General features: G+C 59.3%; 27 protein-coding genes. 8 read left to right on the forward strand and 19 right to left on the reverse strand.

What is annotated here, in order from left to right; all coding sequences use genetic code 11:
* Nucleotides 1-85 precede the first annotated feature (85 nt).
* Nucleotides 86-2,215 carry a mechanosensitive ion channel family protein gene (locus tag ACP7B3_RS28470; RefSeq protein ID WP_262208819.1) on the reverse strand — a complete coding sequence of 710 codons (2,130 nt, stop codon included), beginning with the start codon at nt 2,213-2,215 and terminating at the stop codon, nt 86-88.
* 177 nt (nt 2,216-2,392) lie between these two features.
* Here ACP7B3_RS28470 and ACP7B3_RS28475 point away from each other — a divergent pair, with 177 nt between their 5' ends.
* From ACP7B3_RS28475 to ACP7B3_RS28495, 5 genes are all read left to right on the forward strand, one after another.
* Nucleotides 2,393-3,595 carry an MFS transporter gene (locus ACP7B3_RS28475; RefSeq protein WP_426182657.1) on the forward strand — a complete coding sequence of 401 codons (1,203 nt, stop codon included), beginning with the start codon at nt 2,393-2,395 and terminating at the stop codon, nt 3,593-3,595.
* A gap of 211 nt (nt 3,596-3,806) precedes the next feature.
* A complete protein-coding gene (locus ACP7B3_RS28480; RefSeq protein WP_426182660.1) occupies nt 3,807-4,733 on the forward strand; it encodes a DUF72 domain-containing protein in 927 nt (308 codons plus the stop codon).
* Nucleotides 4,730-5,506 (forward strand): endonuclease/exonuclease/phosphatase family protein, encoded by a 777-nt coding sequence (locus ACP7B3_RS28485; protein WP_404485317.1) that lies wholly within the window; start codon nt 4,730-4,732, stop codon nt 5,504-5,506. Before ACP7B3_RS28480 ends, ACP7B3_RS28485 begins: the two co-directional genes overlap by 4 nt.
* Nucleotides 5,503-6,765, forward strand: a complete 1,263-nt coding sequence (clsB, locus tag ACP7B3_RS28490) for a cardiolipin synthase ClsB (RefSeq protein WP_426182664.1) — start codon at nt 5,503-5,505, stop codon at nt 6,763-6,765. Before ACP7B3_RS28485 ends, clsB begins: the two co-directional genes overlap by 4 nt.
* Nucleotides 6,755-7,711 carry a lysylphosphatidylglycerol synthase domain-containing protein gene (locus ACP7B3_RS28495; protein ID WP_262208810.1) on the forward strand — a complete coding sequence of 319 codons (957 nt, stop codon included), beginning with the start codon at nt 6,755-6,757 and terminating at the stop codon, nt 7,709-7,711. The genes clsB and ACP7B3_RS28495 overlap by 11 nt, the downstream gene beginning before the upstream one ends.
* A gap of 111 nt (nt 7,712-7,822) precedes the next feature.
* Here ACP7B3_RS28495 and ACP7B3_RS28500 read toward each other — a convergent pair whose 3' ends face one another.
* Both ACP7B3_RS28500 and ACP7B3_RS28505 read right to left on the reverse strand, forming a co-directional pair.
* Nucleotides 7,823-8,578, reverse strand: coding sequence for an alpha/beta hydrolase family protein (locus ACP7B3_RS28500; protein ID WP_145162677.1), 756 nt, complete (start codon nt 8,576-8,578; stop codon nt 7,823-7,825).
* The gene (locus tag ACP7B3_RS28505) at nt 8,568-9,677 is read right to left on the reverse strand and encodes a DUF3182 family protein (RefSeq protein WP_426182669.1); all 1,110 of its coding nucleotides are present in this window, start codon (nt 9,675-9,677) and stop codon (nt 8,568-8,570) included. The genes ACP7B3_RS28500 and ACP7B3_RS28505 overlap by 11 nt, the downstream gene beginning before the upstream one ends.
* A gap of 239 nt (nt 9,678-9,916) precedes the next feature.
* On the opposite strand from ACP7B3_RS28505, the gene ACP7B3_RS28510 reads away from it, so the two are divergent.
* Nucleotides 9,917-10,480, forward strand: coding sequence for a cysteine hydrolase family protein (locus ACP7B3_RS28510; RefSeq protein WP_242201314.1), 564 nt, complete (start codon nt 9,917-9,919; stop codon nt 10,478-10,480).
* Nucleotides 10,481-10,501: 21 nt separating this feature from the next.
* On the opposite strand, the gene tam is transcribed toward ACP7B3_RS28510, so the two are convergent.
* Nucleotides 10,502-11,263, reverse strand: coding sequence for a trans-aconitate 2-methyltransferase (tam, locus tag ACP7B3_RS28515; RefSeq protein ID WP_426182672.1), 762 nt, complete (start codon nt 11,261-11,263; stop codon nt 10,502-10,504).
* Between the two features lie 101 nt (nt 11,264-11,364).
* On the opposite strand from tam, the gene ACP7B3_RS28520 reads away from it, so the two are divergent.
* Entirely contained in the window at nt 11,365-12,273 is a 909-nt protein-coding gene (locus tag ACP7B3_RS28520; protein ID WP_426182675.1) for a LysR family transcriptional regulator, read from the forward strand.
* Between the two features lie 127 nt (nt 12,274-12,400).
* Here the strand turns inward: ACP7B3_RS28520 and ACP7B3_RS28525 are convergent, their stop codons facing one another.
* Nucleotides 12,401-12,928 (reverse strand): single-stranded DNA-binding protein, encoded by a 528-nt coding sequence (locus tag ACP7B3_RS28525; RefSeq protein WP_010467282.1) that lies wholly within the window; start codon nt 12,926-12,928, stop codon nt 12,401-12,403.
* Between the two features lie 9 nt (nt 12,929-12,937).
* On the reverse strand, nt 12,938-14,332 hold the full coding sequence (locus ACP7B3_RS28530) for an MFS transporter (protein WP_426182679.1): 1,395 nt from the start codon (nt 14,330-14,332) through the stop codon (nt 12,938-12,940).
* A 178-nt stretch (nt 14,333-14,510) separates the two neighbouring features.
* On the opposite strand from ACP7B3_RS28530, the gene uvrA reads away from it, so the two are divergent.
* Nucleotides 14,511-17,345, forward strand: coding sequence for an excinuclease ABC subunit UvrA (uvrA, locus tag ACP7B3_RS28535; protein ID WP_119742783.1), 2,835 nt, complete (start codon nt 14,511-14,513; stop codon nt 17,343-17,345).
* A 65-nt stretch (nt 17,346-17,410) separates the two neighbouring features.
* On the opposite strand, the gene bfr is transcribed toward uvrA, so the two are convergent.
* The 13 genes from bfr to rplR all read right to left on the reverse strand — a co-directional run bounded on the left by bfr (nt 17,411) and on the right by rplR (nt 25,665).
* On the reverse strand, nt 17,411-17,875 hold the full coding sequence (gene bfr, locus ACP7B3_RS28540; RefSeq protein WP_015886133.1) for a bacterioferritin: 465 nt from the start codon (nt 17,873-17,875) through the stop codon (nt 17,411-17,413).
* A gap of 155 nt (nt 17,876-18,030) precedes the next feature.
* Complete coding sequence (locus ACP7B3_RS28545; protein WP_426182683.1) at nt 18,031-19,479, reverse strand: catalase; 1,449 nt, start codon at nt 19,477-19,479, stop codon at nt 18,031-18,033.
* A 241-nt stretch (nt 19,480-19,720) separates the two neighbouring features.
* A complete protein-coding gene (gene rplQ, locus ACP7B3_RS28550; RefSeq protein ID WP_003176402.1) occupies nt 19,721-20,107 on the reverse strand; it encodes a 50S ribosomal protein L17 in 387 nt (128 codons plus the stop codon).
* A 41-nt stretch (nt 20,108-20,148) separates the two neighbouring features.
* Nucleotides 20,149-21,150: a DNA-directed RNA polymerase subunit alpha gene (locus ACP7B3_RS28555; RefSeq protein ID WP_003176403.1), complete on the reverse strand. Its 1,002-nt coding sequence runs from the start codon at nt 21,148-21,150 to the stop codon at nt 20,149-20,151.
* 22 nt (nt 21,151-21,172) lie between these two features.
* Entirely contained in the window at nt 21,173-21,793 is a 621-nt protein-coding gene (rpsD, locus tag ACP7B3_RS28560; RefSeq protein ID WP_003210056.1) for a 30S ribosomal protein S4, read from the reverse strand.
* A gap of 18 nt (nt 21,794-21,811) precedes the next feature.
* The gene (rpsK, locus tag ACP7B3_RS28565; protein ID WP_002555466.1) at nt 21,812-22,201 is read right to left on the reverse strand and encodes a 30S ribosomal protein S11; all 390 of its coding nucleotides are present in this window, start codon (nt 22,199-22,201) and stop codon (nt 21,812-21,814) included.
* Between the two features lie 30 nt (nt 22,202-22,231).
* Nucleotides 22,232-22,588: a 30S ribosomal protein S13 gene (gene rpsM / locus ACP7B3_RS28570; protein WP_024077676.1), complete on the reverse strand. Its 357-nt coding sequence runs from the start codon at nt 22,586-22,588 to the stop codon at nt 22,232-22,234.
* Between the two features lie 129 nt (nt 22,589-22,717).
* A complete protein-coding gene (gene rpmJ / locus ACP7B3_RS28575) occupies nt 22,718-22,834 on the reverse strand; it encodes a 50S ribosomal protein L36 (protein WP_002555468.1) in 117 nt (38 codons plus the stop codon).
* A 27-nt stretch (nt 22,835-22,861) separates the two neighbouring features.
* The gene (secY, locus tag ACP7B3_RS28580; protein WP_016969470.1) at nt 22,862-24,190 is read right to left on the reverse strand and encodes a preprotein translocase subunit SecY; all 1,329 of its coding nucleotides are present in this window, start codon (nt 24,188-24,190) and stop codon (nt 22,862-22,864) included.
* Nucleotides 24,191-24,628: a 50S ribosomal protein L15 gene (rplO, locus tag ACP7B3_RS28585; protein WP_003176407.1), complete on the reverse strand. Its 438-nt coding sequence runs from the start codon at nt 24,626-24,628 to the stop codon at nt 24,191-24,193. It abuts the gene before it with no gap.
* Nucleotides 24,629-24,631: 3 nt separating this feature from the next.
* Complete coding sequence (rpmD, locus tag ACP7B3_RS28590; protein WP_003176408.1) at nt 24,632-24,808, reverse strand: 50S ribosomal protein L30; 177 nt, start codon at nt 24,806-24,808, stop codon at nt 24,632-24,634.
* Between the two features lie 2 nt (nt 24,809-24,810).
* Nucleotides 24,811-25,311 (reverse strand): 30S ribosomal protein S5, encoded by a 501-nt coding sequence (gene rpsE, locus ACP7B3_RS28595; RefSeq protein ID WP_003176409.1) that lies wholly within the window; start codon nt 25,309-25,311, stop codon nt 24,811-24,813.
* 3 nt (nt 25,312-25,314) lie between these two features.
* Nucleotides 25,315-25,665: a 50S ribosomal protein L18 gene (gene rplR / locus ACP7B3_RS28600; RefSeq protein ID WP_003186037.1), complete on the reverse strand. Its 351-nt coding sequence runs from the start codon at nt 25,663-25,665 to the stop codon at nt 25,315-25,317.
* Nucleotides 25,666-25,669 lie beyond the last annotated feature (4 nt).

A 25,669-nucleotide genomic window follows, 5' to 3' on the forward strand; every position in this document is an offset into this window, starting at 1 on the left:
GCCAGCTCCCACATTGAACGGGTTCACACGGTCAAAAGGTGGGAGCCGGGCTTGCCCGCGATGGGGCCAGCCCAGACACCTTCCCTCACTGGGTACGCGGCTGCTCGGTCAACACCACCGAAGCCGGCGCTTCCTCATCCGGCTCATCCACCTGCGCCGTGCGCTTGGGCAGCAAGACCTGCTGTGGATAAGTTTGCGCGAAGTGCACCTCATCACAGTTATCCACAAGCTTTTTCAAGCGCTGGTTGAACGCGCGGCTCACCGCGTATTGCCCGCCCGACACCGTGCGGAACTGCGCGGTCAGCACCACGCCGTTGAGGTCCATCTTGTCGACGCCAAACACCTCCAGCGGCCCTTGCAGGTTGTACTTGAGGAACACGTCATCGCGAATCGATTGCCCGGCCTCGCGGATCAGGTCCACGGCCTTGTCCACATCGGTGTCGTAGGTGAACTGCACCGAGAAGAACGCATAGGCAAATTGCCGCGACTGGTTGGTGACCGCCTTGATCTGCCCGAACGGCACCGAGTGCACAAAACCTTTGCCGTCACGCAGGCGCAACGTACGGATGGTCAGGCCTTCTACGGTACCGGCGTGGCCGGAGTCGAGTACGACCCAATCGCCGATGGACAGCGTGTCCTCAATGATGATGAACAGGCCAGTGATCACGTCCTGCACCAATTGCTGCGAGCCAAAACCGATAGCCAGACCGACCACACCGGCACCGGCCAGCAGCGGCGCAACGTTGATGCCAAGGTTGGCCATGGTGGTAATCGCGCAGATCACCACCAGGATGATTTTCACTGCGTTACGCAGCAGCGGCAGGATGGTTTTGACCCGCGTACTCGGCTGACGGCTGGAGCGTTTATTGACCGGCGGTTTCAGCGCTTCCTGAATCGCGGTGTCGAGCACCACCCAGAACAGCCAGGTCATCAGCAGGATCAGGCCGATGCTGCTCAGAGAGTCGCTGATCGCGCGGCCCACCGAGTTGCGCTGGGCAAATTCGAACAGCGAGATGCCCCAGATACGCCCCAGAATTTCGATAAACGCGATGGCCATGGCGATGCGCAAGATCGCGTGCAACAGGCTCAGGAAGCGCTCCTTGTAGGCGCTGCTGCGCTGGATTGCCACCTGGCTGCGGGACTTGAACAGGTGTTGCAGCACGGTGCTGAGAAACACCGTGCCGATCAGCAAAATCGTGGTGAACAGCGCACAGCGCAGCGCCTTCTGGTTATCGTCGCCAGCGCCGATCAGGTTGATCGCCGAGACCAGCACCATCAACAGAATCGGCCAGTACCACAGCCCGGAAAACACTCGCAGCGATTGCTGCAGCGCAGGGTGTTTGAGGCGCTGGGCCAGTGGCCGATTGCGGATCAAATGCGCCACCGGCCGGCGCAGGCGCACCACCAATACACCGAAAATCACCGCCGCGAACAGGCCGGTGAAAACCGCGATGCTGCTGGTGATATTGCCACCCAACTGTCGGGCGATCTGCGGGCTGGTCAGCGCGTCGCTGAGGGCGGCCAGGAAGCCGATCAGAAACAGCGGCTTGGGGCAGTAGTTGCGAATGATCTGCACGGCCGGGCGCTTGTGGCCGAGATTGAACATGACGATCACGCACAGCAACATCGACGTGGAAAAGATGCCGCTGCTGGTGGCGTAGGCAAAACACAGCGCCAGCGCGCGGCCCACCGACGAGGCCAGGAAGTGGCTGACGTAGAGGGTCAGCGGCAGACAGATGAGCGCGGGGATCGTGTAGGGCACCACATACCCCAAGACTGCCAGCAAGCGTTCGCGTCGCTCGACGAAATGCCGCCGACTCAAGCGCTGCACAACAAAGTGCCCCAGCAGGGTCAACACCGCAAAGGCGCCAACCCAGACGCCGGACAGCAGCAGGAAGTCGCCGGCCACGCTCCACGGCGAGCGTTCAGCCGTCTGGTCGACCAGGCGCCCCACCTCATCCGCCGCGCGATCGGCACGCAAGCGCCAGGCGTCGATGAGGTTCTGGTTGAGGTCGAGCTTGTCTTGTACATCGTCAATGCTGGAACTGATGGCGCCCAGCAGGCCACCCTCGACCAACAACTCCGGTTTGGCCGGTTCAGCCGCTGCGGCAGGCGTGGCCGGCGCTGCGGCGGCCGCAGACGTAGCAGCTTGCAGTGCGCCATTGCCACACAGCAGCAGCGCACCAAGCAGTAATGCAGTCTTTAAATTCAGCAAAACACCGGGCTCCATCAGCAGGGTCTGTAAGGAACTGACGGGTTTGAGCCTTGATCGTTCCCCGCCATTGGGCATCTTTGCGTACCGGTCAACTATCAAATGCCGATCCCTGTCTTTTTCTGCACAGGCCAAATCCCGACACTGCGCTCCTGAATCACCCCCATCGGAGTTGCAGCCATGCCCATTGCCTTGCTCGCGCTGACCCTCAGCGCTTTTGCCATCGGGACGACCGAGTTCGTCATCGTTGGCCTGTTACCTACCATCGGTGCCGACCTGGGCGTCGACCTGCCGTCCGCCGGCTTGCTGGTCAGCCTGTACGCCTTGGGCGTTGCCATTGGCGCGCCGGTGCTCACCGCCCTCACCGGCAAGGTGCCGCGCAAACTACTGCTGTTGTCGCTGATGGTGCTGTTCACCCTTGGCAACCTGTTGGCCTGGCAGGCGCCGAGTTATGAATCGCTGGTGCTGGCGCGAATCGTCACCGGCCTGGCCCACGGGGTGTTTTTCTCGATTGGCTCGACCATCGCCACCAGCCTGGTGCCCAAGGAGAAAGCCGCCAGCGCGATTGCGATCATGTTTACCGGCTTGACCGTTGCACTGGTCACCGGCGTGCCGCTGGGCACGTTTATCGGCCAGCACTTCGGCTGGCGGGAAACGTTCCTCGCTGTCTCGGCCCTGGGGGTGATCGCGTTTATCGGCAGCCTGATCTATGTGCCGAACAGCATCGCCCACAGCAAACCCGCCTCGTTGCTGCAACAACTGCAAGTGCTCAAGCAGCCACGTTTGCTGCTTGTGTACGCCATGACCGCCATCGGCTACGGCGGCTCGTTCATCGCGTTTACCTTTCTGGCGCCGATCCTTCAGGACATTTCCGGCTTCAGCGCCGGCACCGTCAGCCTGGTGCTGCTGGTGTACGGCATCTCGGTGGCGGCGGGGAATATCTGGGGCGGCAAGCTGGCCGATAAACGCGGCCCGATCAGCGCGTTGAAAATCATCTTCGCCCTGCTCGCGGCGGTGCTGTTCATCCTCACCCTGACCGCCAGCACCCCCTGGCTGGCGCTGGCCACCGTGCTGGTGTGGGGTGCGGTCGCCTTCGGCAATGTGCCGGGCCTGCAGGTGTACGTGGTGCGCCAGGCTGAACGTCACACCCCGCAGGCGGTGGATGTGGCGTCGGGCTTGAACATTGCGGCGTTCAGCCTCGGAATCGCCGGCGGCGCCTGGGCCGGGGGCTTGATCGTGGCGCACATGGGCTTGATCCACACCGCGTGGATCGGCGGCTCAGTGGTGTTGGTGGCCCTGGCACTGACGGCGTGGAGTGGCCGACTGGACCGGTTGGGGCCGGTGTATGCCGACAGTTCGACGCGCACGGTAGTCGGACACTGATTCAGCCACGTCACACATCCAATATGGGCGCGGGCTTGCCGCGATTGCGGTATGCCAGCGTCGCATTCATCGCCTGACCTACCGCTATCGCAGGCAGCCCGCGCCCACATTCTTTACCTCGTACCGTCTGTAGGAACGGCGAAACTTTCCGACAAAAACCGCAGTCATCCCAAAACGGAGGTCACTTGACCCTACATCCACGGGAGCAATTATGGCGGCGATTCACATCGGCATTTCCGGCTGGCGCTACACGCCCTGGCGGGGGGATTTCTACCCCGAGGGCCTGACCCAGAAACGCGAATTGCAATTTGCGTCACGCGCCGTCAACAGCATCGAAATCAACGGCTCGTTTTACGCCCTGCAAACACCCAAGCGTTATGCCGAGTGGTATACCGACACGCCTGATAATTTCATGTTCAGCGTGAAGGCACCGCGCTATATCACCCACATTCTGCGCTTGCGCGATGTGCACAAACCGATGGCCAATTTCTTTGCTTCCGGGGTGCTGGAACTGAAAGAAAAGCTCGGGCCGATCCTCTGGCAGTTCCCGCCCAGCTTCACATTCGACCCGCCGCTGTTTGAAGCCTTTCTTCAGCAACTCCCCACCGACACCCAACAGGCCGCCGCCCTCGCCCCCGAGCACGAGCCGCGCCTGAACGGCAAGGCGAGCATGCAAACCCATGGCAAAAAGCCGCTGCGCCATGCGGTGGAAATTCGCCACAAGAGTTTTGCAGTACCGGAGTTTGTGCAGATGCTGGACAAGCACGGCGTGGCACTGGTGGTCGCCGATACCGCCGGTAAGTGGCCGTATATCGAAGACGTCACCGCCAACTTCCTGTACCTGCGCCTGCACGGTGACAAAAAGCTCTACGCCAGCGGCTACACCGCCGAGGCAATCAAGCGTTGGGGCGACCGCATCGATCGCTGGCGCCAGGGCAAACAACCGGCGGATGCGCATTTGGTCGACCCGAAACGCACGCCACGCGCGCGCAAGCAACGCGATATTTTTTGCTATTTCGACAACGACATCAAAGTGCGCGCGCCCTTCGATGCGCGCCAACTGTTGCAGCGCTTCGAGCTGGATAAACACTTGGCCACCGAGCCCGGCAAGTTGCCGGAACCCGGAGTGCTGCCATGACCCATCCGGAATTGATCCCCGCCACGCCCACCACCGCCATCACTCGCTTCAAAGTGCTGACGGTGAACATCCACAAGGGTTTCACCGCGCTGAACCGCCGTTTCATCCTGCCCGAGCTACGTGAAGCGGTGCGCAGCGTGGGCGCCGACATGGTGTTCTTACAGGAAATCCACGGCACTCACGAACGCCATCCCCAGCGCTACCAGGACTGGCCGAAAATGCCGCAATACGAGTTCCTGGCCGACAGCATCTGGCCGCAGTTCGCTTACGGGCGCAACGCGGTCTACCCGCATGGCGACCACGGCAACGCGTTGCTGTCCAAATTCCAGATCGTGCGCTACGACAACCTCGACATCTCGCAGAGCGGCCATGAAAGCCGCGGGCTGCTGCATTGCGTATTGCGCCTGCCCGGCACCGGCCAAGAGGTGCATGCGATCTGCATGCACTTGGGCCTGCGCGAGGTGCATCGTCAGCAGCAATTGCGTTTGCTGGAACAGCGCATCAGCGAAATCCCGGCCGACGCGCCGCTGGTGGTGGCCGGTGATTTCAATGACTGGCGCCAAAAGGCCGACCTGAGCCAGAGCGGGCTCAGAGAAGTGTTTGTTGACGCCACAGGTAAGCACGCGCGCACCTTTCCGGCGCGCCTGCCGCTGTTACCGCTGGACCGCATCTATGTGCGCAACCTGAAAATTCACAACCCCAAGGTACTGACTACCCGGCCGTGGTCGCATCTGTCAGACCATGTGCCATTGTCGGTGGAGATCGAGTTATGACCGTCGCGGTAGAGCACATTGCCACCGACCAGCCGCCCGATGACGCCAAGGCGCGAGATGTCGATTACGGCTGGCAGAGTGGCAACCGTCTTGAGTTGCTGGAGAACGGCGAGGCTTACTTCCCCAGGGTCTTCGACGCAATGCGCGAGGCCCAGCGGGAGATCCTGCTGGAGACCTTTATTCTGTTCGAAGACAAGGTCGGCCATGAGCTCAAAGGCATCCTGATCGAGGCGGCGCAGCGCGGCGTCAAGGTGGTAGCCAGCCTCGACGGGTTTGGCTGCGGCGAGCTGAGCCCGGCGTTTCTCGGTGAGCTGGCCGAGGCTGGTGTACTGGTGCAGATGTTTGACCCGGCGTCGAAAACGCTGGGGATTCGCACCAACTGGTTCCGTCGCCTGCACCGCAAGATCGTGGTGGTGGACGCCACCGTGGCGTTTATCGGCGGGATCAATTTTTCTGCCGACCATCTGGGCGATTTCGGCCCCGAAGCCAAGCAGGATTATGCCGTGCGCGTGACCGGCCCAGCGGTCGCCGACCTGCATCATTTCGCCCTGGCCCAAAGCGGCCGTCAGGTGCGCACGCGGCGCGGCTGGCGACGGCGCCAGCAACGGCCGACACCGTGGACAACGACCAATGAGGACGGCTTGGTACGTTTGATTTACCGCGACAACGTGCAACACCGCGACGATATCGAAGAGGCCTATATCCACGCCTTGAGCAAGGCGCAAAAACGCGTGGTGATTGCCAACGCCTACTTCTTCCCCGGCTACCGCCTGCTGCGCGAGATTCGCAATGCCGCGCGCCGTGGCGTGCACGTGCAACTGATCATGCAAGGCCAGCCCGACGTGCTGTTGGCCAAGCTGGCGGCGCGCATGCTTTATGACTATTTGCTCAAGGACGGCGTGGTGATCCATGAGTATTGCCAGCGCCCGCTACACGGCAAAGTCGCGTTGGTGGACGACGAGTGGAGCACCGTAGGCTCAAGCAACCTGGACCCATTGAGTCTGTCCCTGAACCTGGAAGCCAACGTGTTGATTCGCGACCGCGCGTTCAACCAGCAGCTGTACGAACGCCTGGAACTGCTCGCCCGCGAGCACTGCCAGACCATGCCGGAAAACCGCAAGCCACGCCTGTGGCTATGGCGGCTGACCGTGGGTTTTTTGGTGTTTCATGTGATGCGCCACTTCCCCGTGCTGACGGGCTGGCTGCCCGCGCACAAACCGCGTTTGAAACCCTTCGAGAGCCAGGCCCATGACCTCTGAAGCCGGTGGTTCACGACTCAAACGCTGGAAGAAGCCGCTGACCGTCGTCTTCTTCCTGGTGTTGATCGCGCTGTTCACCCTGCTCGCACGGCGCATCGACTGGAGCGAAGTGCTACAGACACTCGGCGACTTCAAGCTGCGCACGTTGTTGATCGCCGGCGCGCTGACCCTGTGCAGTTTTCTCGTCTACGCCAGTTTCGACCTCATCGGCCGCACCTACATCCGCCAACCGCTGGGTTGGAAGCAAATCCTGCCGGTGGGAATCATCAGCTACGCGTTCAACCTCAACCTCAGCGCGTGGGTCGGCGGGATTGCCATGCGTTACCGGCTGTATTCGCGGCTCGGGGTAAGCACCGGCAATATCGCCAAGATTCTTGGGCTGAGCCTGGCCACCAATTGGTTCGGCTATATGGCGCTGGCCGGTGTGGTATTCAGCAGCGGTTTGGTGACGATGCCGCCTGGGTGGAAAGTCAGCACCCTGGCCTTGCAAGGCATAGGTGTGTTGCTGGTGTTGGTCAGCCTCGGCTACCTGGCAGCCTGCCGGTTTTCGACAAAGCGCGCGTGGTCGATCAAGGGCATCGAGATCAACCTGCCGTCGCTGCGCATGGCCTGTTTACAGCTGGCAATGGGCGCGCTGAACTGGTCACTGATGGCGGCGGTGATCTTCACCTTGTTGCCGGCCAAGCTGGACTATCCACTGGTGCTGGGCGTGTTGCTGATCAGCGCGATTGCCGGCGTGGTTACACATATCCCGGCGGGGCTTGGGGTGCTGGAGGCGGTGTTTATCGGCTTGCTGCAGCATGAGGCGTCGCGCGGCAGCTTGCTTGCCGGGTTGATTGCTTACCGCGCGATCTACTTTATTTTGCCGCTGCTGATTGCATTGGTGATGTACCTCGCCGTTGAGGCTAAGGCCAAGGCGTTGCGGGTTAAAAAGACACCGGCTTGATGCAGTGTTGGCAGGACCGGCGCCATCGCGGGCAAGCCCGCTCCCACATTTGGAATGCATTCCACTGTGGGAGCCGGGCTTGCCCGTGATGGGGCTTGAGAGGGCAACGCCTTATCGGGCCTGGATGATGCTCAACCGCTCGCCCACTACCATCTCGGTAATCCAGTCCACCAGGATTGAGGTGTAGGCCTGCTGAGACACCGGATCACTCAACGAGTGATCGGCGCCGTCGATGATGCGGTGGGTCAACGAATGTGTCTGCTGGCACGCCGCGCGGTAGCTCATGATGGTGGCATGCGGCACGTGATCGTCGGTCTGCGACTCGACGATCAGCACATCGCCGGTGAATTGCGCGCAGGCATGCAGGGCGCGATTGGTTTCGGCGTGTACCAGCGTGCTGCGGTAATCCATCAGGTCGGCCTTATCCAGGTCGCGCTTGGGCTTGAGCCATTCCTGGTCGCGGTACAGCGCCGGCACGCGCAGCGCCAACCAGCGCACCGGGCGCAGTGAGGTGAGGATTGCCGCCAGGTAACCTCCGTAACTGGTGCCCACCACCGCCACGGCCGAGGTGTCGATGGCTGGGTGCGACAGCAAGCGGTCGTAGGCCGCCAGCAGGTCGCGCAGGTTGTCTTCGCGGGTAACGCGTGACAATGGAATACCGGTGCCGGCGTGGCCGCGCAAATCAAAGGTCAGGCATACGCAGCCCAGGCCGGCAATGCCTTTGGCGCGCTCAAGGTCGCGCTCCTGGCTACCGCCCCAGCCGTGCACAAACAACACGCCTGGCACTTTGGATTTGGGGCTCAGGAATGTCCCGCTCATTTGTTCGTCGTCGATGTCGATCGCAATGCTTTCACTTCTAGCCGTCATAAGATTTAACCGTCACGTACTTGAGAAGAAAGTCGCTGTTGTCTGCAGGGCCGCGGTACACCTCGATGGCATCCGCCGGCAGCGGTTGGTCCACGTAGGTTTCCACCGATGAAACGTGGATGGCGCGCAGGCTCGGGTTATTGATGAAGCTTTGCAGCGCCGCGACTTCCGCGCTGCTGGCGCCGCCCATGCGCCAGGATTGTTCGAGCACGCCGCTGCGGCGTTGGCCGTCACTGTCCAGGCCTTGGGCAATGTCGTAGTTGCGGCGCGAGGCATAGAAACCAGGGTAGGCCTCATCGGCGGCCGTGTCGAAAACCTGGGCTTGTTCGATGGCCTCACGCACGTCGTCGGGCAGGTCGAGCTTCAACAGGTCGGCGTAGGCGCCAGGCACGACGAGTAAGTCGGAGCCGCCGTAGACCGCTTCGCCCTGCCCGTCCTCAGTGAGGTACTGCTCGCCGCAATAGCTGATGACGTGACCGCCGATAAAACTCTGACCCACGCTGTGGGTGATCACCTCGTGCAAGTCCTGCTCGAGCACCACGCCTTCGGTAAAGAGCGTTGCCACGTCGGGCCGCGCCAGCAGCGCTTCGAACTCATCGAGACTGTGGATAACTTCCTGCCCCCGACCGGCGCAGGCATGCACGGGCTTCAGGCGGATCGGCCCGCTGTAAAGCAAGCGCGTGGCGGCGGGCAATGCATCTTCAAGGGCAAAGACGCTAAGGCCATCAAGGACGACAGGGCGCACCCGCTCGGCAAACGCCGACGACCAGCCTTCCGGCGCCTTCGCTTCGGGGCTCAGCAGGCCATGGGTGATGGCTTTGGTGCAGATGAAATCGTAGTCGACGTAACCGCCCCATACATCCTCTGGGCCTTTTACCTTCAGCGCCAGCGCCTGGACGGCGCCCACCAGGGTTTGCGTTGGCAGCACGTACACGTCACGCCCGGCATGTTGCTGCGGGTCGTAACTGCCGCCGAATTTCAGCCCCAGAATCTGTGCCAGCCACCGCGCCAGCGCGCGGTTGGTTTCAACCTCGTGCTGCGGCGCGCCCGCTCGCGTGGAATGAGCAACCACCAGCTTCTTGCGTTGAGTCGGGGTCATGCGTCCCCCTTGGCTATCCCGCCATGTGTGTACACCAATGGTTGCAGGGATCAGGCCAAGGCGGTTTCCGGAAAGAGCGTTTTTAAATCAATCAGTTGCTTAAAAAGCGATGGCAGTTGGCCTGTCTTATTCTGCACGACAGGCGGTTGAACAGGCGGCGTTCTGCACGATTCCCTCAGCCGCTGCGGCTGACGACAGCTAAGATACCGGGCCCATTCCTCTGCAACGAGACATCACCCATGGCCAAGCAAGCGCTCATCCTCATCGACATTCAGAACGACTACTTCCCTGCGGGCAAGTGGCCGCTCGACGGCGTGGACGCGGCGGCAGACAACGCAGCGCAGGTGCTGCAGGCCTTTCGCCAGGCGGGCGACGCGGTGATTCACGTGCGCCATGAGTTCACCTCCGAGGACGCACCCTTTTTCACACCGGGTTCCGAGGGCGCGCACCTGCATGCCAAGGCCGTGAACGAGGCGAATGAACCGGTGGTGCTCAAGCACTTTGTGAATGCGTTTCGCGGGACAGATCTGCGGGCATTGCTGGAGCAACGGGCCATCACCGAAGTGGTTGTGGCGGGCAACATGAGCCATATGTGCATCGACGCTGTGGTGCGGGCTGCGGCGGACCTGGGCTACAAGGTCACGCTGCTGCATGACGCGTGTGCGACACGGGATCTGGAATTTAATGGGCAAGTGATTCCGGCAGCCCAGGTGCATGGGGCCTATATGGCTTCACTGGCTTTTGCCTACGCAGACGTGGTGTCGACGGATGAGTACTTGAAGGCACAAGCGGCGACGGCATGACCGCCACTTGTGTACCGAGCTTTAACGAGTCGCGATGATGAAAAGGCGGGGGAACGGCAGCAACACAGTGCCATCGCCCAGTGCTGGATATGCCTGGGCAATCCGCGCCTGATATTCATGCAGAAAGGCGACTTTTTCGCGCTCGGTCAACGGTGCTAGAAAGGGCCGTAATGCCGACCCCTTGAACCATTCCACCACAGCGGCGTGATCCGCCAGCGGGTGCAGGTAGGTGGTGCGCCACACATCGACAGTGCTGCAGTGCTTGCTCAACAGCTCGTAGTAATAGCTCGCCGTGTGCCGTTCATTGTGTTTGACCGAACCGATCTTCGCCGCCCATGGGCCCTGGGCAGCAACTTCGCGCGCCAAGCGGTGGGCAGGCTCGTCCAGGTTGTCGGGGGTCTGCACGGCCAGGGTGCCGCCGGGCGTCAGCTGATTGACCAAGTGCGGATACAGCGTGGCGTGGTCCGGCAGCCATTGCAGCGAAGCGTTGGCCAGAATCACATCACATGGCTGCTCCGGTACCCAAGTGCCGATGTCGGCCAATTCGAAGTTCAGCGCCGGCAGGCGTTTGCGTGCATCGATCAGCATGTCGCCGGAACTGTCCATGCCGGTGACGTGCGCCTGTGGGAAACGCTCGGCCAGCACCTCGGTGGAGTTACCGGGGCCACAACCGAGGTCGACCGCGGTTTTTACCGGGCTATCTGGAATGGCCGCGACCAGGTCACGAACCGGGCGGGTGCGCTGCTGTTCAAACATCGTGTATTGCTTGGCTGACCAGGTCATCACGGCTTTCCTTCTTTTCGAGAGTGGCCACAGCCTAAATCTTGTGAGCCATGAGAACAAATGCCAAGATTGGCAACCTCCCATACCTTGAAAGTATCCCTATGCTGGAACTTCGCCAACTCAGAGCCTTCGTAGCGATTGCTGAGGAAGGCTATATCACTCGCGCGGCGCAACGCTTAGGCATGCAACAACCGCCGCTGACCCGAATGCTGCAAAGCCTTGAGGCCGAGCTAGGCGTGACATTGATGGAGCGCCTGCCGCGCGGGGTGCGCCCCACAACTGCCGGCCTGGCGTTGCTGGATGAAGCACGAGAAGTCTTGGCGCGTGCCGATGGGATCGCCGATATCGTGCGGCGCGCCGCCCGCGGTGAGCGTGGTCGGTTGGCTATCGGTTTTACCAGTTCGGCGGCATTGCACCCGTTCGTGCCCAGCGTTTTGCGCGTGTTTCGCGAAACGTTTGTCGGCGTCTCGGTGGCCCTGGAAGAAGCGGGTACCGGCGAGCTGCTGGACGCGCTGGCCCATGAAAGACTCGACGCAGCGTTTATCCGCTCGCCACTCAGCGGCAGTCAAACGCTGCAGGACCAGCCCATTCTGGTGGAGCCGATGCTGCTGGCGCTGCCTACCGACCACCCGCTGGCAAACGACGCCGCAATTCCCCTGCCCCTGGCGGCACTGGCCACCGAAGCCTTCGTGCTCTATCGGCGTCGCGTCGGGCTGGGTTTGTATGACGCGATTCTGGTGGCCTGCCGTGAAGCGGGTTTCAGCCCGCAGGTGGTCCAGGAAGCGCCGCGCATGACCGCGACATTGAGCCTGGTGGCGGCGGGCCTTGGCGTCTCCATCGTGCCAGCGTCCATGCAGCGGCTACGGGGGGATGGCATCGTTTATCGCGAACTGACGGACTGCCAAAGCCTGGTGGCGCCATTGCATTTGGCGACGCGGGTCGGTGACAGCTCGACGGTATTGCAGCGCTTCAAGCAGATGGTGATCAGCGCCGCCGCGACGGACGCCTGAGCGTCGGCGGCGGCACCTTGCCGCCAAGCGGCTTGGGATCAGTTGTTGAGGGCAAAGAAAAAGCCCCAAGAGCAGAACTCTCGGGGCTTTCAGGGAAATACTTTACAGATCGAGGCTCAGTCGTATCCTAGAACGGGATATCGTCATCAAAGCTGTCGAAATCCGGAGCAGGCTGCGGGGCGGCCTGTTGTGGAGGCGGCGCCTGACGCGACTGTTGCGGGGCCGACTGCTGCGGACGCGGAGCCTGCTGGCGTGGGGCCGGAGCGGACTGCTGGTAGTTATTGCCCCCGCCTTGTTGGTCGCCCTGCTGTGGACGGCCGCCGAGCAGTTGCATGGTGCCTTGCATGTCGACCACGATTTCAGTGGTGTAACGCTTGATGCCGTCTTTTTCCCACTCGCGGGTTTGCAGTTTGCCTTCGATGTAAACCTGCGAACCTTTGCGCAGGTACTCGCCGGCGATCTCTGCAACCTTGCCGAACATCGACACGCGGTGCCATTCGGTTTTCTCGACCTTCTGGCCGGTCTGCTTGTCAGTCCACTGTTCGCTGGTCGCCAGACTCAGGTTGGTCACGGCGTTACCGTTAGGCAAGTAGCGAACTTCGGGATCCTGGCCGCATGTACCGACCAATATGACTTTGTTAACCCCACGGGCCATAACGTTCTCCTAAGCTGGGCGCGCTGTCGGCACTGGGTTGACCAGTTGCTCAAGCGTCGCGCGATCCAATAATTCGGTGTCCAATTTGATGTAAATGGCCGCCTCTTCAGCGACCACCACTGCATCTGTTACCCCGACGACGGCCTTCAGGCGCTCTACCAGGCCAGCTTCACGAATTGCTTCGGGCGACAGCGGCAGGCGCAGGCTTGTGACGTACGGAGGTTCGCGCATGGTAACAGCAAAGACCAGCCAAAGTGCAGCCAGCCCGGCGCATCCGAGGAACACAACCGACAAACCGCCATGCTGGAACATCCAGCCGCCCATGATGCCGCCAAGCGCAGAGCCGAGGAACTGGCTGGTGGAATAAACCCCCATCGCTGTGCCCTTGCCACCGGCCGGTGAAACTTTACTGATCAGCGAAGGCAGCGAAGCCTCCAGCAGGTTGAACGCGGTGAAGAACACCACCGTGCCGATTACCAGCGCCCGCAGGCTGTCGCCGAACTCCCAGAAGAATAGCTCAGTGAGCATCAATGTCGCGACGGCGCCCAGGAGAACTCGTTTCATTTTGCGTTTCTTCTCGCCGTAGATGATGAACGGGATCATGGCGAAGAACGAAATCAGCAAGGCTGTCAGGTAGACCCACCAGTGCTGCTCCTTGGGCAGGCCGGCTTTTTCGACGAGGGCCAGGGGCAACGCGACGAAGCTGCACATCAGCATCGCGTGCAACACGAAGATACCTAAATCCAGACGGAGCAGGTCTGGGTGCTTGAGCGTCGGCAACAATGCCTTGCGTGCGACGCCGGACTCACGGTGCTGCAAGGTGCCGGTGGAGCGCGGCACCATGAAGGCCACGATCACGATCCCGAACAACGCCATGCCGCCCGTGGCCAGGAACAGTCCGTGCAAACCAAAGGCGCGCGTCAGCAATGGACCCACCACCATGGCCACCGCGAACGACAGGCCGATGGTCATGCCGATCATGGCCATGGCCTTGGTGCGATGTTGTTCGCGGGTCAAGTCCGAGAGCAGCGCCATGACGGCCGCAGAAATTGCGCCGGCGCCCTGCAACACGCGCCCGGCGATCACGCCCCAGATCGAATCCGACTGCGCGGCAAGCACGCTGCCGAGCGCGAACACGATGAGCCCCAGGTAGATCACTGGGCGACGGCCGATGCGGTCGGAAATGATCCCGAACGGAATCTGGAAAAGCGCCTGGGTCAGGCCATAGGCGCCAATCGCCAGGCCGATCAGGGCGGGGGTCGCGCCTGCGAGATCCATTCCATAGGTCGCCAGCACCGGCAACACCATAAACATGCCAAGCATACGGAAGGCGAACACCAGGGCCAGACCGCTTGCTGCTCGGGTCTCGCCGCTACTCATGCGTTCGCTGTGGGGATCGTGCATGGAAAAACCTCGTGTGAACCGGCGGCGATTCTACCAGTCCCATCGATTGAGAGGGTATATGCGGCGCTTTGCCGCGCAGCTTTCATGTAAGGCTGCAACCGGCACTTTGACAGTGTATATTCATCCAGTCTTTAGCCGTATACTCCTGCATTATTTACGCCCGCCGTGCGAGGCCATCTTGGACAAGATCCTGATTCGTGGGGCTAGAACCCACAACCTGAAGAACATCGACCTGACCCTGCCCCGGGACAAACTGATCGTCATCACCGGCCTGTCCGGCTCCGGCAAATCGTCCCTGGCGTTCGACACGCTGTATGCCGAAGGTCAGCGTCGCTACGTGGAATCGCTGTCGGCCTATGCCCGGCAATTCCTGTCGATGATGGAAAAGCCTGACGTCGACACCATTGAAGGCCTGTCGCCGGCAATTTCCATCGAGCAGAAGTCAACCTCCCATAACCCGCGCTCTACCGTGGGCACCATCACCGAAATCTACGACTACCTGCGTCTGCTGTATGCGCGTGTGGGTATTCCGCGCTGCCCGGACCACGATATTCCCCTGGAAGCCCAGACCGTCAGCCAAATGGTCGACCTGGTGCTGGCCCAGCCGGAAGGCGCCAAGCTGATGTTGCTGGCGCCGGTGATTCGCGAGCGTAAAGGCGAACACCTTTCGGTCTTCGAAGAGCTGCGTGCGCAAGGTTTTGTGCGCGCGCGCATCAACGGCAAGCTGTATGAGCTTGATGAAGCGCCGAAGCTCGACAAGCAGAAGAAGCATTCCATTGATGTGGTGGTCGACCGCTTCAAGGTGCGCGCCGACTTGCAGCAGCGTTTGGCCGAATCGTTCGAAACCGCGCTGAAGCTGGCGGATGGCATTGCGCTGGTTGCACCGATGGACGACGAGCCGGGTGAAGAGGTTATCTTCTCCGCGCGCTTTGCCTGCCCGATCTGCGGCCACGCCATCAGCGAGCTGGAGCCCAAGCTGTTTTCCTTCAACAACCCGGCTGGCGCTTGCCCGACCTGCGATGGCCTGGGCGTTAAGCAGTTCTTCGACATCAAGCGCCTGGTCAACGGTGAGCTGACTTTGGCGGAGGGCGCGATTCGCGGCTGGGACAGGCGTAACGTCTATTACTTCCAGATGCTGGGGTCATTGGCCTCGCACTATAAATTCAGCCTGGAAGTGCCGTTCAACCAGCTGCCGGCCGAGCAGCAGAAGGTCATCCTGCACGGCAGCGGCTCGCAGAATGTCGACTTCAAGTACCTGAACGACCGTGGCGACATCGTCAAACGCTCGCACCCATTCGAAGGCATCGTGCCGAACCTGGAGCGTCGTTACCGCGAGACTGAGTCGGCGAGCGTGCGTGAAGAGCTGGCCAAATTCCTCAGCACTCAGCCTTGCCCGGATTGCCGCGGCACGCGTCTGCGTCGCGAGGCGCGGCATGTGTGGGTGGGCGAGAAGACACTGCCGGCCGTGACCAACCTGCCGATTGGCGATGCCTGTGAATATTTTGGTGTACTCAAGCTGACCGGGCGTCGTGGGGAAATTGCGGACAAGATCCTCAAGGAAATCCGTGAGCGCCTGCAATTCCTGGTTAACGTTGGCCTGGACTACCTGTCGCTGGATCGCAGTGCGGACACGTTGTCTGGCGGTGAAGCTCAGCGGATTCGCTTGGCCAGCCAGATTGGTGCTGGCCTCGTGGGCGTGTTGTACATCCTCGATGAACCGTCGATTGGCCTGCACCAACGGGACAACGACCGCCTGCTGGGGACGCTGAAACACCTGCGGGATATCGGCAACACCGTGATCGTGGTCGAGCACGATGAAGACGCGATTCGCCTGGCGGACTACGTGGTCGACATCGGCCCGGGCGCGGGTGTGCACGGTGGCCATATTGTTGCCGAGGGCACGCCTGCCGAGGTAATGGCTCACCCGGACTCTTTGACCGGCAAGTACCTGTCTGGCCGCGTGAAGATTGAAGTGCCGGCCAAACGTACGCCACGCAACAAGAAAATGGCGCTGCACCTGAAGGGCGCACGCGGTAACAACTTGCGCAACGTCGACCTGGAAATTCCGCTGGGTCTTTTGACCTGCGTGACCGGTGTTTCCGGCTCGGGCAAGTCGACACTGATCAACAACACGCTGTTCCCGCTGAGTGCCACCGCCTTGAACGGCGCAACCACTCTGGAAGCGGCCGCGCACGACAGCATCAAGGGCCTGGAGCATCTGGACAAAGTCGTCGACATCGACCAAAGCCCGATCGGCCGTACACCACGCTCCAACCCGGCGACCTATACCGGCTTGTTCACCCCAATCCGCGAGCTGTTTGCTGGCGTACCCGAATCCCGCTCGCGGGGTTATGGGCCGGGCCGGTTCTCGTTCAACGTCAAGGGCGGGCGCTGCGAAGCGTGCCAGGGCGATGGCCTGATCAAGGTAGAGATGCACTTTCTGCCGGACATCTACGTCCCGTGCGACGTGTGCAAGAGCAAGCGTTATAACCGCGAAACCCTGGAGATCAAGTACAAGGGCAAAAGCATCCACGAAACCCTGGAGATGACCATCGAGGAAGCTCGGGTGTTCTTCGACGCGGTTCCAGCGTTGGCGCGCAAGCTGCAAACGTTGATGGATGTGGGCCTGTCGTACATCAAGCTGGGTCAATCGGCGACAACCCTTTCCGGCGGCGAGGCGCAGCGGGTGAAGTTGTCTCGTGAGCTGTCCAAGCGGGATACCGGCAAGACTCTGTATATCCTCGATGAGCCGACCACGGGTCTGCACTTCGCCGATATCCAGCAATTGCTGGACGTACTGCACCGCTTGCGTGACCACGGCAACACAGTGGTGGTTATTGAGCACAACCTGGATGTGATCAAGACTGCCGACTGGCTGGTGGACCTGGGTCCGGAAGGCGGCTCCAAGGGCGGCCAGATCATTGCGGTGGGCACACCGGAGCAGGTTTCCGAGATGCCGCAGTCGCATACCGGTTATTACTTGAAGCCGTTGCTGGCACGCGATAAAGCCTGATTTTTCGGGCTCATGAAAAAGCCCCTGTCACTTTGCGGTGACAGGGGCTTTTTTGTAGCCGGGAATCAGAACTGCGATTGCAGGTAATTCTCCAGGCCAACCAGCTTGATCAGCCCCAACTGCTTTTCCAGCCAGTAGGTGTGATCTTCTTCGGTGTCGTTGAGCTGCACGCGGAGAATTTCGCGGGTCACGTAGTCGTTGTGCTGCTCACAGAGCTCGATGCCCTTGCAGAGTGCGGCACGCACCTTGTACTCAAGGCGAAGATCGGCTGCGAGCATGTCAGGCACCGTGGTGCCCACATCCAGGTCGTCGGGGCGCATACGCGGCGTGCCTTCGAGCATCAGGATACGGCGCATCAGCGCGTCAGCGTGCTGTGCCTCTTCTTCCATTTCGTGGTTGATACGCTCGTAGAGCTCGGTAAAGCCCCAGTCTTCGTACATGCGCGAATGGATGAAATATTGGTCACGAGCTGCCAGTTCGCCCGTCAGCAACGTGTTGAGGTAATCGATTACGTCGGGGTGACCTTGCATCGCCCTACATCTCCCTGCTTGAAAGTCTGTAGTTTGAACCATGATGACCCTAAGGTCACGGGACCAACGGCAGAAAAGTGAAGGTTTCCGGAGAAAAGTGGCTGAAATAACGCAAAAACCGCCCAAATGAGGGCGGTTCTGCTTATCGTTTAGACTTAACTAAGCGTTACACCCAATGCCTTTGCGATTGCGTCTCCATAAGCCGGGTCAGCTTTGAAGAAGTGCTGCAGTTGGCGCTGAACCACATCGCTGGTGACGCCGGCCATTGCACCGGCAATGTTGCTGACCAGCAGGGCTTTTTGACTCTCGTCCATCAAGCGAAACAGTGCGCCGGCATGGCTGTAGTAGTCGGTGTCCTCACGGTGATCGTAGCGATCAGCGGCACCGCTCAAGGCCAGCGCGGGTTCTGCATACTGTGGCGCTTGCTTGGGCGCATCAGCGTAGCTGTTTGGCTCATAGTTAGGCGCTGCGCCACCGTTACTGCCGAAGGCCATCGAACCATCACGCTGGTAGCTGTTTACCGGGTTGCGTGGGGCGTTCACCGGCAATTGCTGGTGATTGGTACCCACGCGGTAGCGGTGAGCATCGGCGTAAGCGAATACGCGGCCTTGCAGCATGCGGTCTGGCGACAGGCCGACACCCGGCACCATGTTGCTTGGGCCAAACGCGGCCTGCTCTACTTCAGCAAAGTAGTTCTGCGGGTTACGGTTGAGCTCCAGCTCGCCGACTTCGATCAGGGGAAACTCTTTCTGCGACCAGGTCTTAGTCACATCGAAGGGGTTCTCGTAGTGAGCGTTAGCTTGGGCTTCAGTCATGATCTGAATGCAGACACGCCATTTCGGGAAGTCCCCCCGCTCAATCGCACCAAACAAATCACGCTGTGCGTAATCAGGATCTGTACCGGCCAGGCGCGCGGCTTCAGCGGGTGCCAGGTTCTTGATCCCTTGCTTGGTCTTGTAGTGCCACTTAACCCAGTGACGCTCACCACGAGCGTTGATCAGGCTATAAGTGTGACTGCCAAAGCCGTGCATGTGACGGTAGCCGTCAGGAATGCCGCGATCCGAAAAGAGGATGGTGACTTGATGCAACGCTTCCGGAGAGTGCGACCAGAAATCCCACATCATCTGCGCACTTTTCAGGTTGCTTTGTGGCAAGCGCTTTTGGGTGTGGATAAAGTCCGGGAATTTCAGCGGGTCACGGATGAAGAACACGGGCGTGTTGTTGCCCACGATGTCCCAGTTACCTTCTTCGGTGTAGAACTTCAGGGCGAAACCGCGAGGATCGCGCTCAGTGTCGGCCGAACCGCGCTCGCCGCCGACAGTGGAGAATCGCAGAAACGTCGGTGTTTGTTTTCCGACGGACTCGAACAGCTTCGCGCTGGTGTACTGAGTGATGTCTTGAGTAACGGTAAAGGTGCCGTAAGCACCCGAGCCTTTGGCGTGCACGCGGCGCTCAGGAATGTTTTCACGATTGAAGTGTGCGAGCTTCTCGATCAGGTGGAAATCGTCGAGCAGCAAAGGACCGCGCAGGCCGGCGGTACGGGAATTCTGGTTATCGGCAACGGGCGCACCGCTGGCGGTAGTAAGGACTTTACTCATGCTCAATCTTCCTCAGGTCAGACTCGGAACTGCCGGCTAATCGGCTTGGAGGAAGTATCGACCATCAAGATGACACCATCAAATGCATTAAATTATGGCCTTTGATAGAGAATAACTAATGAGCCATTCGCGCAAACGGCGATGGATTGATAGAAGCGCGGGCAGCGACGCAGGAAATGCAGGTAGTTTTTTAGACGCGCACAAAAAACCGGGCACTAGGCCCGGTTCTTCGTTGCAGACTGTCGTCTTACTCGGCGGATACAGCTTCGCCGGCAGTAGCACGATCAACCAACTCGACGTACGCCATAGGCGCGTTGTCGCCAGCGCGGAAACCGCACTTGAGAATGCGCAGGTAGCCACCCTCACGGGTAGCGTAACGCTTGCCCAGGTCGTTGAAGAGCTTACCAACGATAGCTTTCGAACGAGTACGGTCGAAAGCCAGACGGCGGTTAGCCAGGCTGTCTGTCTTGGCCAAAGTGATCAGCGGCTCAGCAACGCGACGCAGTTCTTTAGCTTTCGGCAGTGTAGTTTTGATCAGCTCGTGCTCGAACAGCGACACCGCCATGTTTTGGAACATGGCCTTGCGGTGCGAGCTGGTACGGCTCAGGTGACGACCACTTTTACGATGACGCATGGTTCATTCCTTACCAAACTCACGTTCGGTGATTACGACGATCAGGCAGTCGCCTTGTCGTCCTTCTTAAGACTTGCAGGCGGCCAGTTGTCGAGGCGCATGCCGAGGGACAGACCGCGGGAGGCCAGAACGTCCTTGATTTCAGTCAAGGATTTCTTGCCCAGGTTCGGAGTCTTCAACAGTTCTACTTCGGTACGCTGAATCAGGTCACCGATGTAGTAAATGTTTTCCGCCTTAAGGCAGTTAGCCGAACGTACAGTCAGTTCCAGATCGTCAACCGGGCGAAGCAGGATCGGATCGATCTCGTCTTCCTGCTCGATTACCACTGGTTCGCTGTCACCTTTGAGGTCGACGAACGCAGCCAACTGCTGTTGCAGAATGGTTGCAGCGCGGCGGATAGCCTCTTCAGGATCCAGAGTACCGTTGGTTTCCAGATCAATAACCAGCTTGTCCAGGTTAGTACGCTGTTCGACACGGGCGTTTTCCACCACGTATGCGATACGGCGAACCGGGCTGAACGAAGAGTCAAGCTGCAAGCGACCAATGCTGCGGCTTTCGTCTTCATCGCTCTGACGCGAGTCGGCCGGTTCATAACCACGACCACGAGCTACAGTGAGCTTCATGTTCAGGGCGCCGTTAGACGCCAGGTTAGCGATTACGTGATCGGGGTTAACGATCTCGACATCATGATCCAGCTGAATATCGGCAGCGGTAACCACCCCCGAACCCTTCTTCGACAAGGTCAGCGTAACTTCGTCACGGCCGTGCAGCTTGATAGCCAGACCTTTAAGGTTCAACAGGATTTCAATTACGTCTTCCTGTACACCTTCGATGGCGCTGTACTCGTGGAGCACACCGTCAATCTCGGCCTCGACTACTGCACAGCCGGGCATTGAGGACAACAGGATGCGGCGCAGCGCGTTGCCCAGGGTGTGGCCAAAACCACGCTCGAGAGGCTCGAGAGTGATCTTGGCGCGGGTTGGACTGACAACCTGCACATCAATGTGGCGGGGTGTCAGGAACTCATTTACCGAAATCTGCATGGATGCACCTATTTTCTAGCCCTTACTTGGAGTAGAGCTCGACAATCAGGCTTTCGTTGATGTCGGCGGACAGATCACTGCGAGCAGGAACGTTCTTGAAAACGCCCGACTTCTTCTCAGTGTCTACTTCTACCCATTCTACGCGGCCACGTTGGGCACACAGATCGAGAGCTTGGACAATGCGAAGTTGGTTTTTTGCTTTCTCGCGAATCGCGACCACGTCACCAGCACGAACCTGGTAAGACGGGACGTTAACGGTTTGGCCGTTTACGCTGACGGATTTGTGCGATACCAGCTGACGGGATTCGGCACGAGTCGAACCAAAGCCCATACGGTATACAACGTTGTCCAGACGGCATTCGAGCAGTTGCAGCAGGTTTTCACCAGTTGCACCTTTCTTGCCAGCAGCTTCTTTGTAGTAGCCGCTGAACTGACGCTCGAGAACGCCATAAATACGACGGACCTTCTGCTTTTCACGCAGTTGGGTGCCGTAATCGGACTGGCGACCGCGGCGTTGGCCGTGGATACCAGGTGCTGCTTCAATGTTGCACTTCGATTCGATCGCGCGCACGCCGCTCTTCAGGAAGAGATCGGTGCCTTCGCGACGAGCGAGTTTGCATTTTGGACCAATGTAACGAGCCATTCTTTACAATCTCCTGGATTACACGCGGCGCTTCTTCGGCGGACGGCACCCGTTGTGCGGGATTGGCGTCACGTCGGTGATGCTGGCGATCTTATAGCCACAGCCGTTCAAAGCACGGACAGCAGACTCACGACCTGGACCTGGACCTTTGACGTTGACGTCGAGGTTTTTCAGGCCGTATTCCAGCGCAGCTTGACCAGCACGTTCAGCAGCTACTTGAGCAGCAAACGGGGTGGACTTGCGGGAACCGCGGAAACCCGAACCACCAGAGGTAGCCCAAGACAGCGCGTTACCTTGACGGTCGGTGATGGTCACGATGGTGTTGTTAAAAGATGCATGGATGTGGGCGATGCCATCAACCACTGTCTTTTTAACTTTTTTACGAGGACGAGCAGCAGGTTTTGCCATGATAATTTTCCTGTCGATTCGCTGGGGCGATTACTTGCGGATCGGCTTACGCGGACCTTTACGGGTACGCGCGTTAGTCTTGGTACGCTGACCGCGTACTGGAAGACCACGACGATGACGCAGACCGCGATAGCAACCGAGGTCCATCAAACGCTTGATTTTCATGTTGATTTCGCGACGCAGGTCACCTTCAGTGGTGAACTTCGCCACTTCGCCACGCAGCAATTCAATCTGCTCGTCGCTCAGATCCTTGATCTTAGCGGCTGGGTTTACCCCAGCAACTGCGCAAATTTTCTGCGCAGTAGTGCGACCAACACCATAGATGTAGGTCAGCGAGATAACAGTGTGCTTGTTATCTGGAATGTTAACGCCTGCAATACGGGCCATTCAGTGGGACTCCAATTGACAGCTACCTACGCCCCGGAAGCCAAGAAATAGGGCGCGAGATAATATCGCTGTAATAACAAATAATCAACCCGGCAGCGCACTAGCTGCCGGGCTTCAAGCGGATCACACTCAGCCTTGGCGCTGTTTGTGACGCGGTTCCGCGCTGCAAATTACTCGAACAACACCTTCGCGGCGAATAATCTTGCAGTTACGGCACAGCTTTTTCACCGATGCACGAACTTTCATCACCAACTCCTCGAACCTTATGGGTACTCAGCGCAACATGCCGCTGCCGTAACCCTTCAGGTTGGCTTTCTTCATCAGGGATTCGTACTGGTGCGAAACGAGGTGCGATTGTACTTGGGACATGAAGTCCATCACAACCACGACCACGATCAGCAACGAGGTCCCGCCAAGGTAGAACGGAACGTTTGCTGCAACCACCAGGAACTGGGGCAACAAGCACACGGCCGTCATATATAGAGCACCGAACAGGGTCAAACGAGTCAGAACGCCATCAATGTAGCGCGCAGACTGCTCACCCGGACGAATACCCGGAATAAAGGCACCGGACTTCTTCAGGTTTTCCGCTACGTCTTTCGGATTGAACATCAACGCCGTATAGAAGAAGCAGAAGAAAATAATCCCTGCACTAAACAGCAGAATATTCAACGGCTGACCAGGAGCGATCGACTGAGAGAGGTCCTGCAGCCAGCCCATGTTTTCAGACTGACCAAACCAGGTACCCAACGAAGCCGGAAACAGCAAAATGCTGCTCGCGAAAATTGCCGGAATAACACCGGCCATATTCACTTTCAGCGGCAAGTGGCTGGTCTGCGCAGCGAAGACCTTACGGCCCTGCTGACGCTTGGCGTAGTGAACAGCAATACGACGCTGGCCACGCTCAATGAACACCACAAAACCGATAATCGCTACTGCCAGCAAACCGATAGCAACCAGGGCGAAGATATTGATATCACCCTGACGTGCAGACTCGAAAGACTGCCCAATTGCTCTCGGAAGACCGGCGACGATACCTGCGAAAATCAACATCGAGATACCGTTACCAACACCACGCTCAGTAATCTGCTCACCCAGCCACATCATGAACATCGCACCAGCCACAAAAGTGGATACCGCGACGAAATAGAAGCCAAAGTCACCAGTGAACGCAACGCCCTGCCCTGCCAGGCCAACGGACATGCCGATAGCTTGAACCAGGGCGAGGACGACAGTGCCGTAGCGGGTGTACTGGCTAATCTTGCGACGGCCAGCTTCACCTTCCTTCTTCAACTGCTCCAACTGCGGGCTGACGGCGGTCATCAGTTGCATGATGATCGATGCCGAAATGTACGGCATGATCCCCAGTGCAAAGATGCTCATCCGTTCCAGCGCGCCGCCGGAAAACATGTTGAACAAGCTAAGAATGGTCCCCTCATTCTGTCGAAACAGGTCTGCGAGTCGGTCCGGGTTGATACCTGGAACCGGGATGTGTGCGCCTATTCGGTAGACGATAATCGCCAGGAACAGAAAACGCAGACGAGCCCAAAGTTCAGACATACCGCCTTTGCCGAGCGCTGAGAGAGCACCTTGCTTAGCCATTTATTCCTCGAACTTGCCGCCAGCTGCTTCGATAGCCGAACGCGCACCTTTGGTGGCGCCGATTCCCTTGCCGATAGTGACAGCGCGAGTCACTTCACCGGACAGCATGATTTTCACACGCTGTACGTTGACGTTGATCACGTTGGCATCTTTCAGGGTCTGCACAGTAACGATGTCGCCTTCCACTTTAGCCAGCTCGGACAGACGCACTTCTGCGCGGTCCATAGCCTTCAGGGAAACGAAACCGAACTTAGGCAGGCGACGATGCAGCGGCTGTTGGCCGCCTTCAAAGCCTGGAGCGATGGTGCCACCGGAGCGGGAGGTTTGACCTTTGTGGCCACGGCCACCAGTCTTACCCAAACCGCTACCGATACCACGGCCCGGACGATGCTTTTCGCGACGGGAACCCGGCGCTGGACTCAGATCATTGAGTTTCATCGATTAACCCTCTACACGCAGCATGTAGTAAGCCTTGTTGATCATCCCGCGATTCTCGGGAGTATCCTGGACTTCTACAGTGTGACCGATGCGACGCAGACCCAAACCCTTAACGCACAGTTTGTGGTTAGGAATGCGGCCGGTCATGCTTTTGATCAGCGTTACTTTAACGGTAGCCATGATCAGAAGATCTCCTTGACAGTCAAACCACGCTTGGCAGCGATGGACTCAGGAGATTGCATAGCTTTCAAACCTTTGAAAGTGGCGTGAACCACGTTTACCGGGTTAGTCGAGCCGTAGCACTTGGCCAGAACGTTCTGAACGCCAGCAACTTCGAGGACAGCACGCATAGCGCCGCCAGCGATGATACCGGTACCTTCAGAAGCAGGCTGCATGTACACCTTCGAAGCGCCATGAGCGGACTTCATTGCGTACTGCAGAGTGGTGCCGTTCAGATCAACTTGGATCATGTTGCGACGAGCAGCTTCCATTGCCTTCTGGATCGCGGCAGGCACTTCACGTGACTTGCCACGGCCGAAGCCAACGCGCCCTTTACCATCACCAACCACGGTCAACGCGGTGAAAGTGAAGATACGGCCGCCTTTAACGGTTTTGGCTACGCGGTTAACTTGAACCAGCTTCTCAATGTAGCCTTCGTCGCGCTTTTGGTCGTTATTTGACATAACTTAGAACTCCAGCCCAGCTTCACGAGCAGCATCAGCCAGCGCTTTCACGCGACCGTGGTACTTGAAGCCAGAGCGGTCGAAAGCCACTTGCGAGACGCCAGCGGCCTTAGCACGCGTAGCGACCAGCTGGCCAACCTTTGTGGCCGCGTCGATGTTGCCAGTGGCACCATCACGCAGTTCTTTATCCAAAGTCGAGGCGCTTGCCAGGACTTTGTTGCCGTCGGCCGAGATGACCTGGGCGTAGATGTGCTGCGACGAGCGGAACACGCAGAGACGCACGACTTCGAGTTCGTGCATTTTCAGGCGTGCTTTGCGAGCGCGACGCAGTCGAGTAACTTTTTTGTCGGTCATTTGC

This window comes from Pseudomonas sp. TWRC1-2, from assembly GCF_049896685.1.
Classification (GTDB): Bacteria; Pseudomonadota; Gammaproteobacteria; order Pseudomonadales; family Pseudomonadaceae; genus Aquipseudomonas.

Bases quoted from the DNA above. Each gene is read 5' to 3' on its own strand.
- ACP7B3_RS28475 (WP_426182657.1), top strand. From the start codon at position 2,393: ATGCCCATTGCCTTGCTCGCGCTGACCCTCAGCGCTTTTGCCATCGGG.
- ACP7B3_RS28480 (WP_426182660.1), top strand. From the start codon at position 3,807: ATGGCGGCGATTCACATCGGCATTTCCGGCTGGCGCTACACGCCCTGG.
- ACP7B3_RS28485 (WP_404485317.1), top strand. From the start codon at position 4,730: ATGACCCATCCGGAATTGATCCCCGCCACGCCCACCACCGCCATCACT.
- clsB (WP_426182664.1), top strand. From the start codon at position 5,503: ATGACCGTCGCGGTAGAGCACATTGCCACCGACCAGCCGCCCGATGAC.
- ACP7B3_RS28495 (WP_262208810.1), top strand. From the start codon at position 6,755: ATGACCTCTGAAGCCGGTGGTTCACGACTCAAACGCTGGAAGAAGCCG.
- ACP7B3_RS28500 (WP_145162677.1), bottom strand. From the start codon at position 8,578: ATGACGGCTAGAAGTGAAAGCATTGCGATCGACATCGACGACGAACAA.
- ACP7B3_RS28505 (WP_426182669.1), bottom strand. From the start codon at position 9,677: ATGACCCCGACTCAACGCAAGAAGCTGGTGGTTGCTCATTCCACGCGA.
- ACP7B3_RS28510 (WP_242201314.1), top strand. From the start codon at position 9,917: ATGGCCAAGCAAGCGCTCATCCTCATCGACATTCAGAACGACTACTTC.
- tam (WP_426182672.1), bottom strand. From the start codon at position 11,263: ATGACCTGGTCAGCCAAGCAATACACGATGTTTGAACAGCAGCGCACC.
- ACP7B3_RS28520 (WP_426182675.1), top strand. From the start codon at position 11,365: ATGCTGGAACTTCGCCAACTCAGAGCCTTCGTAGCGATTGCTGAGGAA.
- ACP7B3_RS28525 (WP_010467282.1), bottom strand. From the start codon at position 12,928: ATGGCCCGTGGGGTTAACAAAGTCATATTGGTCGGTACATGCGGCCAG.
- ACP7B3_RS28530 (WP_426182679.1), bottom strand. From the start codon at position 14,332: ATGCACGATCCCCACAGCGAACGCATGAGTAGCGGCGAGACCCGAGCA.
- bfr (WP_015886133.1), bottom strand. From the start codon at position 17,875: ATGCAAGGTCACCCCGACGTAATCGATTACCTCAACACGTTGCTGACG.
- rplQ (WP_003176402.1), bottom strand. From the start codon at position 20,107: ATGCGTCATCGTAAAAGTGGTCGTCACCTGAGCCGTACCAGCTCGCAC.
- ACP7B3_RS28555 (WP_003176403.1), bottom strand. From the start codon at position 21,150: ATGCAGATTTCGGTAAATGAGTTCCTGACACCCCGCCACATTGATGTG.
- rpsD (WP_003210056.1), bottom strand. From the start codon at position 21,793: ATGGCTCGTTACATTGGTCCAAAATGCAAACTCGCTCGTCGCGAAGGC.
- rpsK (WP_002555466.1), bottom strand. From the start codon at position 22,201: ATGGCAAAACCTGCTGCTCGTCCTCGTAAAAAAGTTAAAAAGACAGTG.
- rpsM (WP_024077676.1), bottom strand. From the start codon at position 22,588: ATGGCCCGTATTGCAGGCGTTAACATTCCAGATAACAAGCACACTGTT.
- rpmJ (WP_002555468.1), bottom strand. From the start codon at position 22,834: ATGAAAGTTCGTGCATCGGTGAAAAAGCTGTGCCGTAACTGCAAGATT.
- secY (WP_016969470.1), bottom strand. From the start codon at position 24,190: ATGGCTAAGCAAGGTGCTCTCTCAGCGCTCGGCAAAGGCGGTATGTCT.
- rplO (WP_003176407.1), bottom strand. From the start codon at position 24,628: ATGAAACTCAATGATCTGAGTCCAGCGCCGGGTTCCCGTCGCGAAAAG.
- rpmD (WP_003176408.1), bottom strand. From the start codon at position 24,808: ATGGCTACCGTTAAAGTAACGCTGATCAAAAGCATGACCGGCCGCATT.
- rpsE (WP_003176409.1), bottom strand. From the start codon at position 25,311: ATGTCAAATAACGACCAAAAGCGCGACGAAGGCTACATTGAGAAGCTG.
- rplR (WP_003186037.1), bottom strand. From the start codon at position 25,665: ATGACCGACAAAAAAGTTACTCGACTGCGTCGCGCTCGCAAAGCACGC.